Raw genomic sequence first — 14,106 nt, 5'->3', positions numbered from 1 at the left:
GTTAACGGTAACAAAAGAACTACAAAAAAATCTATCCAACAAAAAGAAGTAAGCAATGAAAGACTTATTCAAGAAGAAATAGATAATATTTATAAGACACTAGGTATATTTGAAGAAATTAAGGAATATGAAAAGAGCGACAATGCACGTGTTCCTCGTTTACTAAATAAAAATTACTATAAGCTAACTGATCCTCGTGAGGAGCGTAGAAGCGATAATATCGCTTTAGAGCAGGATGATACTGGAATGCTAACTACTGATACTGATTTAGAGTGAGATGACACCGGAATACTGCCTCCTGCCCAAAATAATGCCGTTTCAGATAAATTAAAAGAAGCAGTAGATGATTATATATCTGAGCTACAAAATGCAAAGCTATCTAAAGATACATCCCCGAAACAATTTGAGGCAATCCAATGCAGGAAGCAATACCGACTCCTCCTGCTCTTTCCTGGAATACTCATCCTATATTCGATGATACAATAAAGTTCTTAAAGAGCTTTAAAGAAGAGATCGATAAATTTCCACAAGCTTATACTAAAGCCTCTACCATACCTCTATATTGCAATAATGTTAATAGAAATTTAGGAAGAAGTGAATTTTTAGCAAGTATGGTATCGACTTCTCAACAAGATGAGAGAATTAATGATATATTAGATAAACTTCAAAAAATTTCTACTAATTGTAGTAAGATAAGTAATAATGATGATAAATTTAATAAAGAGATTAAAGCATCTTTTGTAGAAATTAATACCACATTAAAAAATATAATGGAATATAAAGAACCCAAAATAGAATATTTAAATTCCAATATAGAAAAAATTCAAAAGAATTGATCTAATTTAGAATCTTTGACTTATGAATTATCTAAAAATACATCTCCGAAATATATTAAGCAATCAACCCAAGATCAACCTAAAAGATCTACAGGAGCAGTTACCGGTATAAAAGATAGAATAGCAAAATTTGAAGCAGACTCTGACAGCAAAATCAAAAAATACTGGACAGAAGAAAAGAAACAGACTGTAGAAAAACAACATGAAAATACTCAATCTGACTATATAACTCCTCAGAAAAATTTTGAGTTTGAAAATCGAGGTAAAGAAATTAAAGAGAATAGTACCAAAAATTTAATAAACAAATTTGAAAAAGACTTTGATAGTAAAACAACAAGATACTGGACATCACCGGCGGGATAGGATAAATGGGAGGAAGAAAAACAGAAAGGTATAGGAAAAGAGAATGAACTAATAAGACCTCGTACAAAATTTGCAATAGAACATTCTAAACATACTCAATCTAAAGAGCCTATATATCATCCAACTCCTGAAAATTGAATATTAACTAAATAACTCACGATTTAAAGCTAAAAGGCAATACACAAAACTTAAAAGACAAATTTGAAAACTTAGCAAAAGAAGCGAAGCAAATTGGGACACAAACATAGCAAAGCTCCAAATCTTCAAGTAGTCCTAGCATAAAACTACAGGTTGCAGTAAAAACAGAAGAAATAAGGCAATTGATGTTATTCTTATTTTTGGGTCTTGTTGCATGGCGCGTTTATGTCATTTCCGCGGCGGCGGGACTCCAGTAAAACACATAAAAAACTTGTTTTTTATGTGTTTATTTTGTCAAATATGTAAATTCTATATCAATATTGAAGTTATTTTTCTAGATCCCCGCTTTCGCGGGGATGACATTGAGTAGGTTTTTCACGCCATGCAACAAGGCTTTACTGTTGTGAGGATGACATCCTACGTAAAACCAACACTGTACTCATTAATATTATAAGCAAAAATATGAAAAAGCTTAAAGTGAGAGATAGTGACTTAAAATTTTGCCATAACAACATACTAAAGAAAGGAGTAGTTGAGGATAGAATAATACCTCCAAAAGAATGTGATAGACTATAAAGCCTCATTTTAACATTAGTCTTAAATAAGGATTGAACAATAATTTGTAGCGGTACTGCATAAAATGCTGCAAGTCCTATTAATATAACGGGACAGAGAATATTAAATATTTGTTTGTATAACATTATTTGCATTCCTAATGCAACAATAATGCTGACAAATAAAGCCCATATAATCTGTCTTAAAGGGTTTATTTTATCGGCACATAGCCCTGCAAAAACAGCTGATATTCCATAGGTAGTAGTAAGAGCTATATTCATAAATCTTATTTCAGGATGATTTATAAGAGCTATTTTTGTTAAAAAAACTCCTAAGAAAATTACTAAAAAGTGATACACTCCTCCAATAGCACCGTTTATTAGTAATGCTATTATAACGGATAGTTTATTATTCCATATAATTTGCCGCAAGGTACTTTTTGATGACGTTCTTAAAAACTCGCTACTTTCTTTAAAAAAATTTCTCATCAAAATAGCAAATAAACCAAATATTGCACCAATAAAGAAATTAAAACGCCATAAATATTGGATATCGGAATTACTAGCGTAATAATAAGCTATAGCCGCAAGTAATGCACCTATTTGGCTACAGCATGAAACTATTCCTATATTTAAATTTTTCTGATTATCTCCTGTTTTTTCAGCTACATAAACCTTTATTCCGTCAACTTCTCCAGCAAGGCTTGCTAAAAAAACCATTCGACATAATGTTAGTATTACCGTAGCAAAAATACCTATTATCTCAAAGGAAGGAGTAATAGCAATTAATCCGGTAGCAATGCTACTCATGCACATTGATATCTTGATAGATTTAGTACGCCCGTATTTATCTCCGATAAATCCAAAAATTAAGGACCCTAAAGGTCGTACTATAACGGCTGCACTAAGAATAGCAAAAAAACCAAGTAGTTGTTTATCCTGCTCTATATTAGGTAAGAAATTTTGTGCAAGAATACTAGCCGATAAACCGAATAGAGCATAATCATAATAACGGATAATCGTTGTAAAAAATGCAACTAAAAAAGCTGAATTAGACATATAATCTTTTCTTTTTGTGGCAACATCATATGATACCAACTATTTAGGCTGTGTGAAAGAAAATTAATTTAATCTATTTTAACTCTTTGTGTCTACAAATTATAAGATTTTTTTGAAATAGGAACAACTACAGCATAATTTCAATATAGAAATCTTTTATATTTATTTTACTATTGTAGTTTTAATTATAATATTTTATATTTGGTATATATTCATTTTTAACCGTTTTATATGCACTTAGAATATAAAGTTACTATATCTGAAAATGGCAGAATAAATATTCCTGCAAAAATTCGTGATCAATTACATCTTACTTCAGGAGATCAGTTAATGCTAATACTTGATAAAGAATTAACATTGATTCCTCTAAAAAATAAAATTAAAGAATTTCAAGCATTAGTAAAATCTAGAAATAAAGATAATATATCATTAGTTGACTCTTTAATTGAATCAAGAAGAAAGGAATTTAATAATGAATAAATATATTTTAGATTCATCTGCTTTACTTGCATTATTTAACTTAGAAAGTGGTAGTAACAAGGTCGAAGAATTATTACCGTTATCTATTATGTCTACAGTAAATATAGCAGAAGTAGTAGCTGAACTAGATAAAAAATTGAACATATCTTTTATTCAAAGTAAAGAAATGATCTCAGCTTCCATAAATAAAATTGTAGCCTTAGATTTTGATCAAGCTATAGAAATTGGACGCTTAAAGAAAGAAACAGAACAATTTGGCTTATCTCTTGGTGACAGAGCTTGCATTAGCCTAGGATTAATTACAGGCTATCCTATATATACTGCAGATAAAATTTGGGCTAAACTGCAATTAAATTGTAAAATCGTTCTAATTCGCTAGGCTCTACGAAGATTTCTAATTGATTTGTTATTTTGAGGTATTTTTAGCGAAAATTAATAAGATTTTTGAAAGAATAGCTACTCCTATTTCAAAGAAACCTTATAATTTGCAGCAAAAAATAACCAAAATTAAATCTTCTTAGAAATCTTCATAGAGCCTAGCAGCTCATTTTATAATAAAATTTGAAAAAAGAGCCATTATGATACTATAATAATTACCTTCCTCTTCCTGAGTTTTGCTTTTCTATTTTTGCTCTTCGTGCTTTCATAGCCTTTGCTAGTTCTTCTTTATGCTGATCTCCTCCTTGAGGCATTTGTTTACCAACATCCTTTGCCTCTTTTTTTATAGTTTTTGGAATCGATATAGGTGGTGGCGGAGGCGATGGGGGAATAGGAATACCGCTTCCAGGCATTAGAGGCGGCATCGGTATAGTACCGCTAGGCATAGTTGGAGTATTTTTTGAAGATTGATTAACAGCTTCTGCTTGCTGCTGCTTTATCTTCTCTTCTTTCATACATTTTATAGCTGCTAATGCTCCTTGTTGCTATAAATCTGCAGCTATCGGCTCTCTTTTTGTAGCAGTTAAGTGTTTATTTTTATAATCAAACTTTTGTTCTCTATCGGAAGCACTATTAATAGTATTATGTTCTTCTTCTATAGCCTTCAATTGATTATTAATAGCTTCTAATTCTGCAGCGATTTTCCATCTTTCTTCTCCAGTAATATTAGAATTAGCTTTTTTTTCTTCAAGCCCCTTTTTCCTCTCTTCTAGTTCTTTCTGTTTTTGCTTTAATTCTTCTATACGTTTTGCATGATTATCTATTTTTTCTTCTGTACTCTTTGTTTGCTGCCCGAAAGCATCCTGTACTTGTCTGCTTTGAACTTTTTTCTTTAACTCTTCATCAAAAGAAAGCGGTTTATTTCGTACAGGCTGTCCTAAATCAGAATGTATTAGATCGTCAAAATTTTCTCTAGAAGCTAACGGTTTTTTACTGGTATCAGGTATTTGAGGATCATGTTTTCGTAAATCTTTTGTAATTTCTTGTATATTTTTATGAAGTTCTGTAATCGACACCACTTTACCTCTCACAAGTTAATTGATTTTAAAGATATAGTAATTAAACCTCTTTTATAGCTTCAACGCAAGCAAAAGTTGCTATTTTTAGTATTTCATTAGCTGTTGCTGCAGCTTGAAGTATTTGAACGGGTTTTTCAAAACCATTTGTTATAGGACCTATAAAGCTGTTTGACGAAAATTCTTGTAACAACTCAGTAGAAATAGCAGCTGAATTTAAACCAGGCATAATTAATACATTTGCCGATCCTGATAATCTACAAAATTTATATAATTTACGTAAATCACAATCTAAAGCCACTTTAACCGACATCTCTCCGTCATATTCAAAATCTACCTTCATGCCGCTCAGCTCTTCTTTGTCCTTGCTAAAATTATCTAGTATATTTACTGCTTCACGAATACGAGCTGTTTTTGCCTTAGAAGAATTACCGAATGTTGAAAAAGAAAGAAGTGCAACACGAGGCGTGATTCCCATATTTTTAGCAATTTCTGCAGTTTGGGTTGCTATTTGTGCAAGTTCCCAGCTGTTTGGATATTCTGTAATACAATTATCGGCAATAATAATATTATTATCTTTAGCAATCATAATTGAATAGCCAAGGATTCTACGATTAGTTTTTGGTGAAATGACTTTCATGATATCTTCTAAACTATCGATATAACTTTGCGTAACACCGGTTAGAAGAGCATCACCGTCACCGCATGCTAACATACAAGCAGCGAAAATATTCTTATCAGTTTTAACAAGCTTTGCACAATCACGGTATACATAACCTTTTCTCTGAAGTCTTTTATATAAATAATCAGTATATTTCTCTAAACTATCGCTTAAGGCCGCATTCATTATTTGAATTCCGTCTAAGCTAATATCTTGGCCTATCTTTTTTAACATAGCCTCAATTCGTTCAACACGACCAATTATAATCGGATGACCGTATTTCTTGTCTCGCATCATAAGAGCGGCAGAAATTACTTCTTCTGCTTCACCTTCAGCAAAAACAATCCGTTTAAGTGGTGCATTATGAATTTTTTCAGCTAAGAAATTCATATAGTGAGCAGTAGGATTTAATCTGCTACCTAATTCTTTCTTATATTTACCTATACTAAAATCTTTAACCCTAGCAACGCCGCTTTCTATTGCAGCAACGGCAACCGCCGCTGCTACTACGGTAATTAAACGAGGATCAAACGGTACAGGAATGATATATTCCTTACCAAAAACCATCTTACGCCCTGAATAAGCTTTATACACCTCTTCCGGTACAGGTCTACGGGCTAAATCTGCAATGGCTTTTGCTGCAGCTATTTTCATTTCCGTATTAATAGTCTTAGCTCTTACATCTAATGCTCCTCTAAAAATATAAGGAAATCCCATAACATTATTAATCTGATTATAATAATCAGATCGCCCTGTTGCTATAATCGCATCATCGCGTACAAGTTTTATATCTTCCGGAGTAATTTCCGGATCAGGGTTAGCCATAGCAAAAATAATCGGATTACTTGCCATTCTACTCACCATATCTTTAGTTACTGCCCCTTTTACCGATAACCCTATAAATACATCAGCGTTATTTAAGCTTTCCGCTAAAGTTCTAAACTTGGTATCACTTGCATATAACTCTTTCCATTTATTCATACCTTCTAGGCGTCCTTTGTAAACAATGCCTTTAGTATCACATACAATAATCTTTGATTTATCAGCTCCAAGAGCAATTAATAAATCAATGCAAGCAATAGCTGCTGCACCTGCTCCGTTAACTACTATTTTTAAATCTTCAAGCTTGCGATTAGTAAGATACGCAGCATTTATTAGCCCTGCGGCGGTAATAATCGCTGTTCCATGCTGATCGTCATGAAAGACCGGTATATCCATTAAAGAGTTTAATTTTTCTTCTATAATAAAACATTCCGGAGCTTTAATATCTTCAAGATTAATACCCCCAAAACTATAACTGAGATACTTCACGGCATTAATAAATTCTTCAGGGTCTTCCGTATTCACTTCCAAGTCAATTGCATCAATATCAGCAAATTTTTTGAATAGTACCGCTTTACCTTCCATCACCGGTTTTGAAGCTGCAGCTCCTAAATTACCAAGCCCAAGTACGGCAGTACCGTTAGAGATTACGGCAACTAAATTACCGCGAGCAGTATATTTATATACATCCTCTAAATTTTTAGCAATTTCAAGGCAAGGAGCCGCAACCCCTGGGGAATAAGCAAGTGATAAATCTTGCTGAGTAACTAAAGACTTTGTTGCAGAAATAGCGATCTTACCAGGCTTATCTTTTTCATGATATTCAAGGGCCTCAGCATAATTTATTTTATTCATTTCATCCATTTTAGAAATTCCTGTTTTATTTGTTTGTTTTAGTTTTTTGTCATTGCGAGCAGACGCAATAGGCATCGACGAAGCAATCTCAGGCAACATTCCTGAGATTGCCACGGTCCTTTCAGTCGCTTGCAATGAAGTGGTAAATTCACCCCATTATATACATAATAATTGATATAGTAACTACCGAGAAAAAAGTAGTAAATGTTATAATCGACGCCATAGAATCAGGATCACCGTCAAGTTGACGAGATAAAACATAAGCCGTACTCGCACATGGAAGGCAGCTATATAATATTCCTACCGATCTATCTAATCCGTCAATAGACATTAACCATAGTACTACTACACTCACTAGAGGAAATGCAACTAATTTAACAAAGCTTGTAAGCATTACATGATGTAAAAGCTCTTGTCTAATAGTAAAATTAAGCCCTGCCCCAACATTTAGCATACCGATAGCTAAAGCGGCATTAGAAAGGCTATCTAACGTTTTCTTAAGCCCTAAATGTAATTCAAGATTTGAGTAATTAAAAACGAATCCTACTAAACTTGCGATAATTAACGGATTACGCACAATTAATTTTATCATTAAAACAAAACTAGTGCTAACAGTATTAGTAACGGATTTATTAGGAATATAATAAGCGAAAATCATTACCGATAAAATATTGGTAAAAATAATCATATAAGAAGAAATAATGGCAACGATTGAAAGTCCGCTAGAACCAAGCAAGGGGCTACTTACCCCAAAAAAAATGTAACTATTATAACGAATCGATCCTTGAAAAATGGAAGTAAATTGGACTTTATCTATGTTGTATTTTTTTTGGTAAATTATAAGACCGATTGATACAAGAATAGTGGATATAATAAGCGCCACTACTAATTTAATTATGGATGCAATGCTTAAATCGGCAGTAGATACGTAACTAAACAACATGGCAGGAAATAGTACAAAATACGATAATTTCTCAATACCACGCCAAAATTCTTCTGAAGTTAACCATTTATTTTTGATAAAACTACCAAGCAGCGTAATTAAAAAAATAGGTAACGTACTACAAAAAATTTCATTCATTTGTTAATAGTTTTTATTTTAACGTCATTGCGAGGAGCGAAGCAACGTGGCAATCTCGTCCAACTTCCTGAGATTGCCACACTCACTTCGTTCGCAATGACGCTTAGATACCCATGCGGGAATGATATATAGGCTACAACTGCCCTTCAACCAGCTTTTTCATTTCCTGCACCCCGTAAAGCTTTATAAAAGTCCCAAGTCTTGGACCTTCATTCTGTCCAAGCAATATTTGATATAAATCTTTGAAGTAATCACGCAGATTTTCATATCCTGCTTTCATTCCTATATCATATATTGCTTTCTGAATTGCTTCAGCTTCGGTTTGATCAGCTATATCAGATAACATATCTAATATATCCTGCAAAATAACCTTATGCTTTTCAGAAGGAGATAAATATAATTTATGTGCTTTAATAAAGTCATTATAATATCTTATAGCAAATTCTGCTAAATGGTCAAGATAAGGGTTAGTATTTGGAGTTGCTTTTGGCTCATATTTGCTAATAAATCCCCAAAGCACCGATTTATCCGAAGGATTACACACAGAAGTAAGATTTAAAAGCAACGAATAGGTAATTCCAAAAGTCTCAATTTTCGGTACATTTCCGTGATGGATGTGATGAACGGGATTTGCAAAACGCTTTGCCCTATCCTCTTCTAAATGATATTTCTGGTTAAAAGTAATATATTCATCAACATTTTTAGGAATTACATCAAAAAACAAACGCTTAGCTCTAGTCGGATTTTGATACATAAATAATGCCATACTTTCAACAGGAGCATATTTAAGCCAATCATCAATACTAATACTATTACCTTTTGATTTTGATATTTTCTCACCGTTTTCATCTAAGAATAACTCATAACATAACTGCACCGGCGGCTTTCCTCCTAGGATTCGGCAAATTTCCGAATAAAGACGAGCATTTGCCAAATGGTCTTTGCCGTACATCTCATAATCGACTTTAAGCGCAGCCCAACGCATACCAAAATCCGGCTTCCACTGTAATTTGCAATGCCCTCCCGTTACCGGTACTTCTATATAATTACCGGCTTTGTCTTTATATGTTACAGTGCCTGCTTTAGCATCCCATTTCTCTATAGGTACTTGCAGTACCTTACCTGTTTTCGGACATATAGGCATGAAAGGTGAATAGGTAGCCTTGCGCTCTTCTCTAAAAGTCGGTAGCATTAGCTCCATTATCTCGTCATATTTCTCAAGCACCATTATCAGCATCTTATCAAACATACCAGCTTTATAACAGTTAGTACTGCTATAAAATTCATACTCAAAGCCGAATTTATCAAGGAATGAGCGAAGCTTTGAATTCATATAATGCCCATAACTTTCACATTCACCGAATGTATCAGGGATAGAAGTAAGCGGCATATCCATATACTGTGCCACCATTTCAGGATTTGGGATATTGCTAGGTACTTTACGCAGCCCGTCCATATCATCGGAAAAGCAAATTAGTTTAGTCGGAATATCGGATAATTGCTCAAATGCTTTCTGTACCATCACCATACGGGCATTTTCACCAAAAGTACCGATATGAGGTAAACCTGAAGGACCGTAACCCGTTTCAAATAATACATACCCCTTCTCAGGAATTTGACCGTTTAAGCTATCTAATATCTTCTTAGCCTCAACAAAAGGCCACGCGTTTGACTTAATAGCATCTTCCCAAATTTCTGACATTGATTTTTCTTGCACTTTAATTAATAATCAGTAACAATATACTAAATTTATTTATTTGTAAAATATCAAATTAAACGCCGTCATTGCGAGGAGCGAAGCGACGTGGCAATCTCATCAAACTTCCCGAGCTTGCCACGCTCCTGGCAGTCGCTCGCAATGACATTAAGAACAAAAAAACCATGCCATTTAATACTATTATACATTACATCAGAAAAGATAGCTATAAAGTTCTACATTTAGGACTGATTGCAATTTCTATAATTGCACTTTCTACCGCTTATATTGCTGAAGATATATTCCATTATACACCCTGTCCTTTATGCGTTTACGAACGATTTCCCTATTTAACCCTAATCAAAATTTGCTTAACTGCTTTAATTATCCGACAGTTAAGTAAGTATACTTTAATATTCATTCTCCTAACTATCCTTAGCTCTTGTATATTATCAACCTATCATAGCTTCGTAGAAAGAGGCATAGTACAACCAAGTGCTCTTTGTTCATCAATGCTTCATATCCCGAAAGGCTTGTCTATACAACACATCAAACAAATGTTCTACTCGCAGCCAATCACGTCCTGCATGAAACCCGCCATCAAAATCTTTGGTATTTCTATGACAGAGTATAATCTACTCTTAAATATCGGTCTTCTAATCTGTTTACTCCTCGTTTGGTTTTATCCAAAATCTAATAGTTAAAAAATTAACTATTAGATTGCAGAAATTCAAAATATTATGTATAATGCTCGCACGACAAAATAATATTTAAACATAAAGGAATATTTATATGATGAATCAACCAACAAATAATGCTAATTACAGACTTCCAGACGGTAGTACGGTTTTACATAATGCAGCAACATATAGGGAATGTAAATAATGTTAGACTTTTACTTTCACAAGGTGCCGATGTTAATGCTTTAGATGCTAAAGGAACAAAACTATAGATTATGCATCTAAACCAGAAATTAAAGAAATACTAACTGATTCCGCTAATGCACGCTCAGCACTACCTGCATTCAAAGCAGAACAAAAGCTTGCTGAGATGAAGAAAAATATTAAAAATGAGGATAATAAAAATAAAATTATCAACGGATTAATTATGAATCCTGAATTTTATTCAGATATAGATGATGTTACAAGAGAGAAATTAATAGAAAAACTTTTTAATTATAATATTAACGATAATAATCCAGTAATAGCTCCGGTAGCAGCCACCGGCACCAGTAACAACCACTACTTCTACAGAAATAGCAGCAGAGGACAATGTACGTGCACCAAACCCTGAAATATATGACACCTTAATTGAAGCTGAAGACAACCGTACACTGTTTAGTATAGCAGCCTCAGCTGGAAATGCAAATATTGTTCAAAAATTAATTGAGCAAGGTCATGATGTCAATACTAAGGATGAACAAGGAAATACGGCATTATTTTATGCAAGCACTAAAGAAATAGCTAAAATTTTATTAGACAAAGGGACAAGTTTTGAAGTTGAGCATAAATATCTATACTCACCTATACATTAGGCGGCAACAATAGGAAATAAGAAGCTTTTTACTTAAAAAAATATGGATGTTAATACAAAGATAGAAAGGGACGTATACCTATACATTATGCAACTTATTCTAAACAACACGAAATAACTCAAATTTTATTACAACCCGGCAGTGAAATTGATATAGTAGATAATTATGGCGGCACACCTTTTTTCTATTTGCTACTAAAGCATGAATCAGGTCAAAATAAAACGTTACTGGACTTCTTTTTAAATAATAACGTTAATCTTAAGATTAATGCGTGTGGTGAGTCAATTTTTAATCACACACTAACATCAAGAGATAAATGGTTACTTGAGAAGTTAATATCTAAAGGTGCTGATATAGGACGATAAGGCGTTCTATTGCATAATCCATTCGATCACAGTATAGCAGAACTTGTAAAGATATAGGTGTTGATAAAGAAAAGATAATTTATGCATTAAAAAATATAATTCTCACATTAATGAGCAATTAAAAATTACACCATACAAAATACTTGGGTGCAAAATCAGCTAACAATTATAAAGACATGGATGTTAATGATTATAATTATGATTTACCGGATGAAGAAGGGTTTGCACAAAATACACACGAAAAATTATTAAAAGATGTTATGCAACGTCTTAAAAACGGTGAAGATAAAGATGGCATTATTAATACATTAATTGAGATTAGTATTGATGAAGATACAAGAACAGAGTTAATAGAAAAAGTTTAAAATTATAATGTTAATGATAATAATCCTGTAGCAGCTCCAGCATTAGTTACTCCTGTAGCAACCCCTATAGTAGTACCGGCTCCATCAACTGCAACAGAAGAAAAGTTATCGGCTGAAGTGAAGACACGCCTTACAATAGGGAAAATAAGGATGATATTATTAATTTCGTGCTTCTTTATCAGACTACTAACGAGAATGTAAAAAGTGAGTTAATAGATTATATATGTGAATATTCTTTCGATACTGAATTAGCCGGACAGATAGGTGCAGATATTCAATTCTAATTTAAAATCTCTTTAAGTTCTTTTAAAGAAAACCCCGGTGGTTTTAGGTAGTCTAGTACTACCTTACCACTATCTAAGACTATAAGCCTTTTGCCGTAATTTACGGCATATTCTAAATTATGCGTGATCATAACGGAAGTGATCTTATGTTTCTCTATAAGCTCTGCTGTTTTTTTCATCACTTCCAAAGCAGCTTTCGGATCTAAATTTGCCGTATGTTCGTCTAGAAATAATATTTTAGGTGGATGAGCTATGATAAGTGCCAGCAGTATAATCTGCTTTTCTCCACCGGAAAATTTACCTAATAGCTGTGAAAGTAAAGGCAAAAAGCGTTTAGGCGCACCTGTAAGCTCTAACAACTCGCTACTTGCTAACCGTTCATTACTAGAGAATCTACTTTCCCACAAAATGATATTTTCTTCAAGGGTTAGCTCGGTAAATAGCCTCTCTTCAGCTTTTTGTGTTAATGTAACTAATGTAGAAGCTTTTTGTCCTTTAGGTATTTTATCGATTCTGACTTGATCTAGACACACTTTCCCGCTAGTAGGTTTTAAATAGCCGGCAAGTATTTTAGCTAAAGTAGACTTACCGCTACCGTTATGACCCAATATTACAACAAACTCTTCTTTAGCAATATTTAAAGTAGTTTCAGCAATTATAGGTTCGGTTCTTTCTTTAACTTTGAACTGTATATTTTCTGCATATAAATAAGGTTTCATAAAGCCTCTCTTTTTAGAGAACTCAACGAAATAAACAATACTATACCTAAAATAAGCTTAAGATTTATGGGATCGATTCCAATTCGGAGTAAAAAACCCAGAGCAATAAAGTAAAATAATATACCTATCAAACAAGATAATATCTCTTTAAACGCATTAAAATTATTAGCATGGATTAAAATATGATGCCCTATAACAATTGCACCAATACCGACTAGGGCCACCCCGAAACCCATATTAATATCGGCAAAACCATTTACTTGTGCAGATAAAGTACCGGTTAAAGCAGCCAAACAATTACTTATGCTAAAACCGATAGTACGGTAAAGCTCAGCAGGTTTTCCTAAATTAATCAATAACTCTTTATTAAAACCACAAGCACGAAGAAATAAACCGAGCTTACCTTTTAATAAAATTATAACTGAACATATAATAAGACAATTAATTATTACTAAAGGTATTAACCAATTTTCGAGATCTAATATAGATAATAGAGTCGGCATACCAAGAACCGATATATTAGGACGCTGCATAATTTGTAAGTTAACCGAATAAAGCATAAAACTTGCAAGTATTCCGGCTATAAGCCCGTTAATGCGGTTATTATTCTGCATAACACTAACTATACTGCCTATAATTCCGCCTGCTATTACGGCAAATATTAATGCAGGAAATAACCCAAATGAAAGGCTGCGGGCAAACACTGCCGCACCAAGTACATAAGTACCGTCTACGGTAAGATCGGTAATTTTGAGAATCCGATAACTTATATACATCCCTAAAATAAGCGGCAGCATTATTAAGGATTGCTCAAGAGCAGTAACTAAAATGTTCATGTTA

General features: G+C 33.3%; 16 protein-coding genes and 2 pseudogenes. 10 read left to right on the top strand and 8 right to left on the bottom strand.

What is annotated here, in order from left to right; genetic code table 11:
• The first annotated feature begins 611 nt into the window (after positions 1 to 611).
• Together TENJIKU01_RS10430 and TENJIKU01_RS00590 are read left to right on the top strand one after the other, a co-directional pair.
• Complete coding sequence (locus tag TENJIKU01_RS10430) at positions 612 to 836, top strand: hypothetical protein (RefSeq protein WP_064428926.1); 225 nt, start codon at positions 612 to 614, stop codon at positions 834 to 836.
• A 15-nt stretch (positions 837 to 851) separates the two neighbouring features.
• Positions 852 to 1,199 carry a hypothetical protein gene (locus TENJIKU01_RS00590; protein WP_064428806.1) on the top strand — a complete coding sequence of 116 codons (348 nt, stop codon included), beginning with the start codon at positions 852 to 854 and terminating at the stop codon, positions 1,197 to 1,199.
• A 533-nt stretch (positions 1,200 to 1,732) separates the two neighbouring features.
• On the opposite strand, the gene TENJIKU01_RS00585 is transcribed toward TENJIKU01_RS00590, so the two are convergent.
• Positions 1,733 to 2,950, bottom strand: a complete 1,218-nt coding sequence (locus TENJIKU01_RS00585) for an MFS transporter (RefSeq protein WP_064428805.1) — start codon at positions 2,948 to 2,950, stop codon at positions 1,733 to 1,735.
• A gap of 231 nt (positions 2,951 to 3,181) precedes the next feature.
• Between TENJIKU01_RS00585 and TENJIKU01_RS00580 the strand changes: the two genes are divergently transcribed.
• Both TENJIKU01_RS00580 and TENJIKU01_RS00575 read left to right on the top strand, forming a co-directional pair.
• Positions 3,182 to 3,430, top strand: a complete 249-nt coding sequence (locus tag TENJIKU01_RS00580; RefSeq protein ID WP_064428804.1) for an AbrB/MazE/SpoVT family DNA-binding domain-containing protein — start codon at positions 3,182 to 3,184, stop codon at positions 3,428 to 3,430.
• A complete protein-coding gene (locus TENJIKU01_RS00575) occupies positions 3,423 to 3,809 on the top strand; it encodes a type II toxin-antitoxin system VapC family toxin (RefSeq protein WP_064428803.1) in 387 nt (128 codons plus the stop codon). Before TENJIKU01_RS00580 ends, TENJIKU01_RS00575 begins: the two co-directional genes overlap by 8 nt.
• A gap of 214 nt (positions 3,810 to 4,023) precedes the next feature.
• On the opposite strand, the gene TENJIKU01_RS00570 is transcribed toward TENJIKU01_RS00575, so the two are convergent.
• The 5 genes from TENJIKU01_RS00570 to TENJIKU01_RS00550 all read right to left on the bottom strand — a co-directional run bounded on the left by TENJIKU01_RS00570 (position 4,024) and on the right by TENJIKU01_RS00550 (position 10,005).
• Positions 4,024 to 4,323, bottom strand: a complete 300-nt coding sequence (locus TENJIKU01_RS00570) for a hypothetical protein (RefSeq protein WP_064428802.1) — start codon at positions 4,321 to 4,323, stop codon at positions 4,024 to 4,026.
• 30 nt (positions 4,324 to 4,353) lie between these two features.
• Positions 4,354 to 4,884 (bottom strand): hypothetical protein, encoded by a 531-nt coding sequence (locus TENJIKU01_RS00565; protein ID WP_227779779.1) that lies wholly within the window; start codon positions 4,882 to 4,884, stop codon positions 4,354 to 4,356.
• 43 nt (positions 4,885 to 4,927) lie between these two features.
• Entirely contained in the window at positions 4,928 to 7,231 is a 2,304-nt protein-coding gene (locus tag TENJIKU01_RS00560; RefSeq protein ID WP_064428925.1) for an NADP-dependent malic enzyme, read from the bottom strand.
• Between the two features lie 139 nt (positions 7,232 to 7,370).
• Complete coding sequence (locus TENJIKU01_RS00555; RefSeq protein WP_064428800.1) at positions 7,371 to 8,303, bottom strand: AEC family transporter; 933 nt, start codon at positions 8,301 to 8,303, stop codon at positions 7,371 to 7,373.
• A gap of 133 nt (positions 8,304 to 8,436) precedes the next feature.
• A complete protein-coding gene (locus TENJIKU01_RS00550) occupies positions 8,437 to 10,005 on the bottom strand; it encodes a lysine--tRNA ligase (RefSeq protein ID WP_064428799.1) in 1,569 nt (522 codons plus the stop codon).
• Between the two features lie 179 nt (positions 10,006 to 10,184).
• On the opposite strand from TENJIKU01_RS00550, the gene TENJIKU01_RS06895 reads away from it, so the two are divergent.
• The 6 genes and pseudogenes from TENJIKU01_RS06895 to TENJIKU01_RS00540 all read left to right on the top strand — a co-directional run bounded on the left by TENJIKU01_RS06895 (position 10,185) and on the right by TENJIKU01_RS00540 (position 12,464).
• On the top strand, positions 10,185 to 10,703 hold the full coding sequence (locus TENJIKU01_RS06895) for a disulfide bond formation protein B (RefSeq protein ID WP_082894434.1): 519 nt from the start codon (positions 10,185 to 10,187) through the stop codon (positions 10,701 to 10,703).
• 346 nt (positions 10,704 to 11,049) lie between these two features.
• Positions 11,050 to 11,292: a hypothetical protein gene (locus TENJIKU01_RS09295; protein ID WP_227779777.1), complete on the top strand. Its 243-nt coding sequence runs from the start codon at positions 11,050 to 11,052 to the stop codon at positions 11,290 to 11,292.
• Positions 11,255 to 11,533 (top strand): ankyrin repeat domain-containing protein, encoded by a 279-nt coding sequence (locus TENJIKU01_RS09290; protein WP_227779814.1) that lies wholly within the window; start codon positions 11,255 to 11,257, stop codon positions 11,531 to 11,533. Before TENJIKU01_RS09295 ends, TENJIKU01_RS09290 begins: the two co-directional genes overlap by 38 nt.
• A gap of 74 nt (positions 11,534 to 11,607) precedes the next feature.
• Positions 11,608 to 11,652, top strand: a pseudogene (locus TENJIKU01_RS10425) (ankyrin repeat domain-containing protein); the annotation flags it as partial.
• Positions 11,653 to 11,721: 69 nt separating this feature from the next.
• Positions 11,722 to 11,898, top strand: a complete 177-nt coding sequence (locus tag TENJIKU01_RS09285) for a hypothetical protein (protein ID WP_227779776.1) — start codon at positions 11,722 to 11,724, stop codon at positions 11,896 to 11,898.
• Between the two features lie 143 nt (positions 11,899 to 12,041).
• Positions 12,042 to 12,464 (top strand): annotated as a pseudogene (locus TENJIKU01_RS00540) (hypothetical protein).
• Between the two features lie 79 nt (positions 12,465 to 12,543).
• On the opposite strand, the gene TENJIKU01_RS00535 reads toward TENJIKU01_RS00540, so the two are convergent.
• Both TENJIKU01_RS00535 and TENJIKU01_RS00530 read right to left on the bottom strand, forming a co-directional pair.
• Positions 12,544 to 13,266, bottom strand: coding sequence for an ATP-binding cassette domain-containing protein (locus tag TENJIKU01_RS00535; protein ID WP_064428798.1), 723 nt, complete (start codon positions 13,264 to 13,266; stop codon positions 12,544 to 12,546).
• Positions 13,263 to 14,102 (bottom strand): ABC transporter permease, encoded by an 840-nt coding sequence (locus TENJIKU01_RS00530; protein WP_064428797.1) that lies wholly within the window; start codon positions 14,100 to 14,102, stop codon positions 13,263 to 13,265. Before TENJIKU01_RS00530 ends, TENJIKU01_RS00535 begins: the two co-directional genes overlap by 4 nt.
• Positions 14,103 to 14,106: the final 4 nt, after the last annotated feature.

The sequence above is a fragment of the Rickettsia sp. Tenjiku01 genome, assembly GCF_001653015.1.
Taxonomy (GTDB): Bacteria; Pseudomonadota; Alphaproteobacteria; order Rickettsiales; family Rickettsiaceae; genus Rickettsia; species Rickettsia rickettsii.
Note: the sequence above shows the minus strand (reverse complement) of the source record. Positions and strands in the feature narration are given on the sequence as shown.

What these genes read in the sequence shown, in the direction of transcription:
- TENJIKU01_RS10430 (WP_064428926.1), top strand. Translation starts at nt 612, where the DNA reads ATGGTATCGACTTCTCAACAAGATGAGAGAATTAATGATATATTAGAT.
- TENJIKU01_RS00585 (WP_064428805.1), bottom strand. Translation starts at nt 2,950, where the DNA reads ATGTCTAATTCAGCTTTTTTAGTTGCATTTTTTACAACGATTATCCGT.
- TENJIKU01_RS00580 (WP_064428804.1), top strand. Translation starts at nt 3,182, where the DNA reads ATGCACTTAGAATATAAAGTTACTATATCTGAAAATGGCAGAATAAAT.
- TENJIKU01_RS00575 (WP_064428803.1), top strand. Translation starts at nt 3,423, where the DNA reads ATGAATAAATATATTTTAGATTCATCTGCTTTACTTGCATTATTTAAC.
- TENJIKU01_RS00570 (WP_064428802.1), bottom strand. Translation starts at nt 4,323, where the DNA reads ATGAAAGAAGAGAAGATAAAGCAGCAGCAAGCAGAAGCTGTTAATCAA.
- TENJIKU01_RS00560 (WP_064428925.1), bottom strand. Translation starts at nt 7,231, where the DNA reads ATGGATGAAATGAATAAAATAAATTATGCTGAGGCCCTTGAATATCAT.
- TENJIKU01_RS00555 (WP_064428800.1), bottom strand. Translation starts at nt 8,303, where the DNA reads ATGAATGAAATTTTTTGTAGTACGTTACCTATTTTTTTAATTACGCTG.
- TENJIKU01_RS00550 (WP_064428799.1), bottom strand. Translation starts at nt 10,005, where the DNA reads ATGTCAGAAATTTGGGAAGATGCTATTAAGTCAAACGCGTGGCCTTTT.
- TENJIKU01_RS06895 (WP_082894434.1), top strand. Translation starts at nt 10,185, where the DNA reads ATGCCATTTAATACTATTATACATTACATCAGAAAAGATAGCTATAAA.
- TENJIKU01_RS09295 (WP_227779777.1), top strand. Translation starts at nt 11,050, where the DNA reads ATGAAGAAAAATATTAAAAATGAGGATAATAAAAATAAAATTATCAAC.
- TENJIKU01_RS00535 (WP_064428798.1), bottom strand. Translation starts at nt 13,266, where the DNA reads ATGAAACCTTATTTATATGCAGAAAATATACAGTTCAAAGTTAAAGAA.
- TENJIKU01_RS00530 (WP_064428797.1), bottom strand. Translation starts at nt 14,102, where the DNA reads ATGAACATTTTAGTTACTGCTCTTGAGCAATCCTTAATAATGCTGCCG.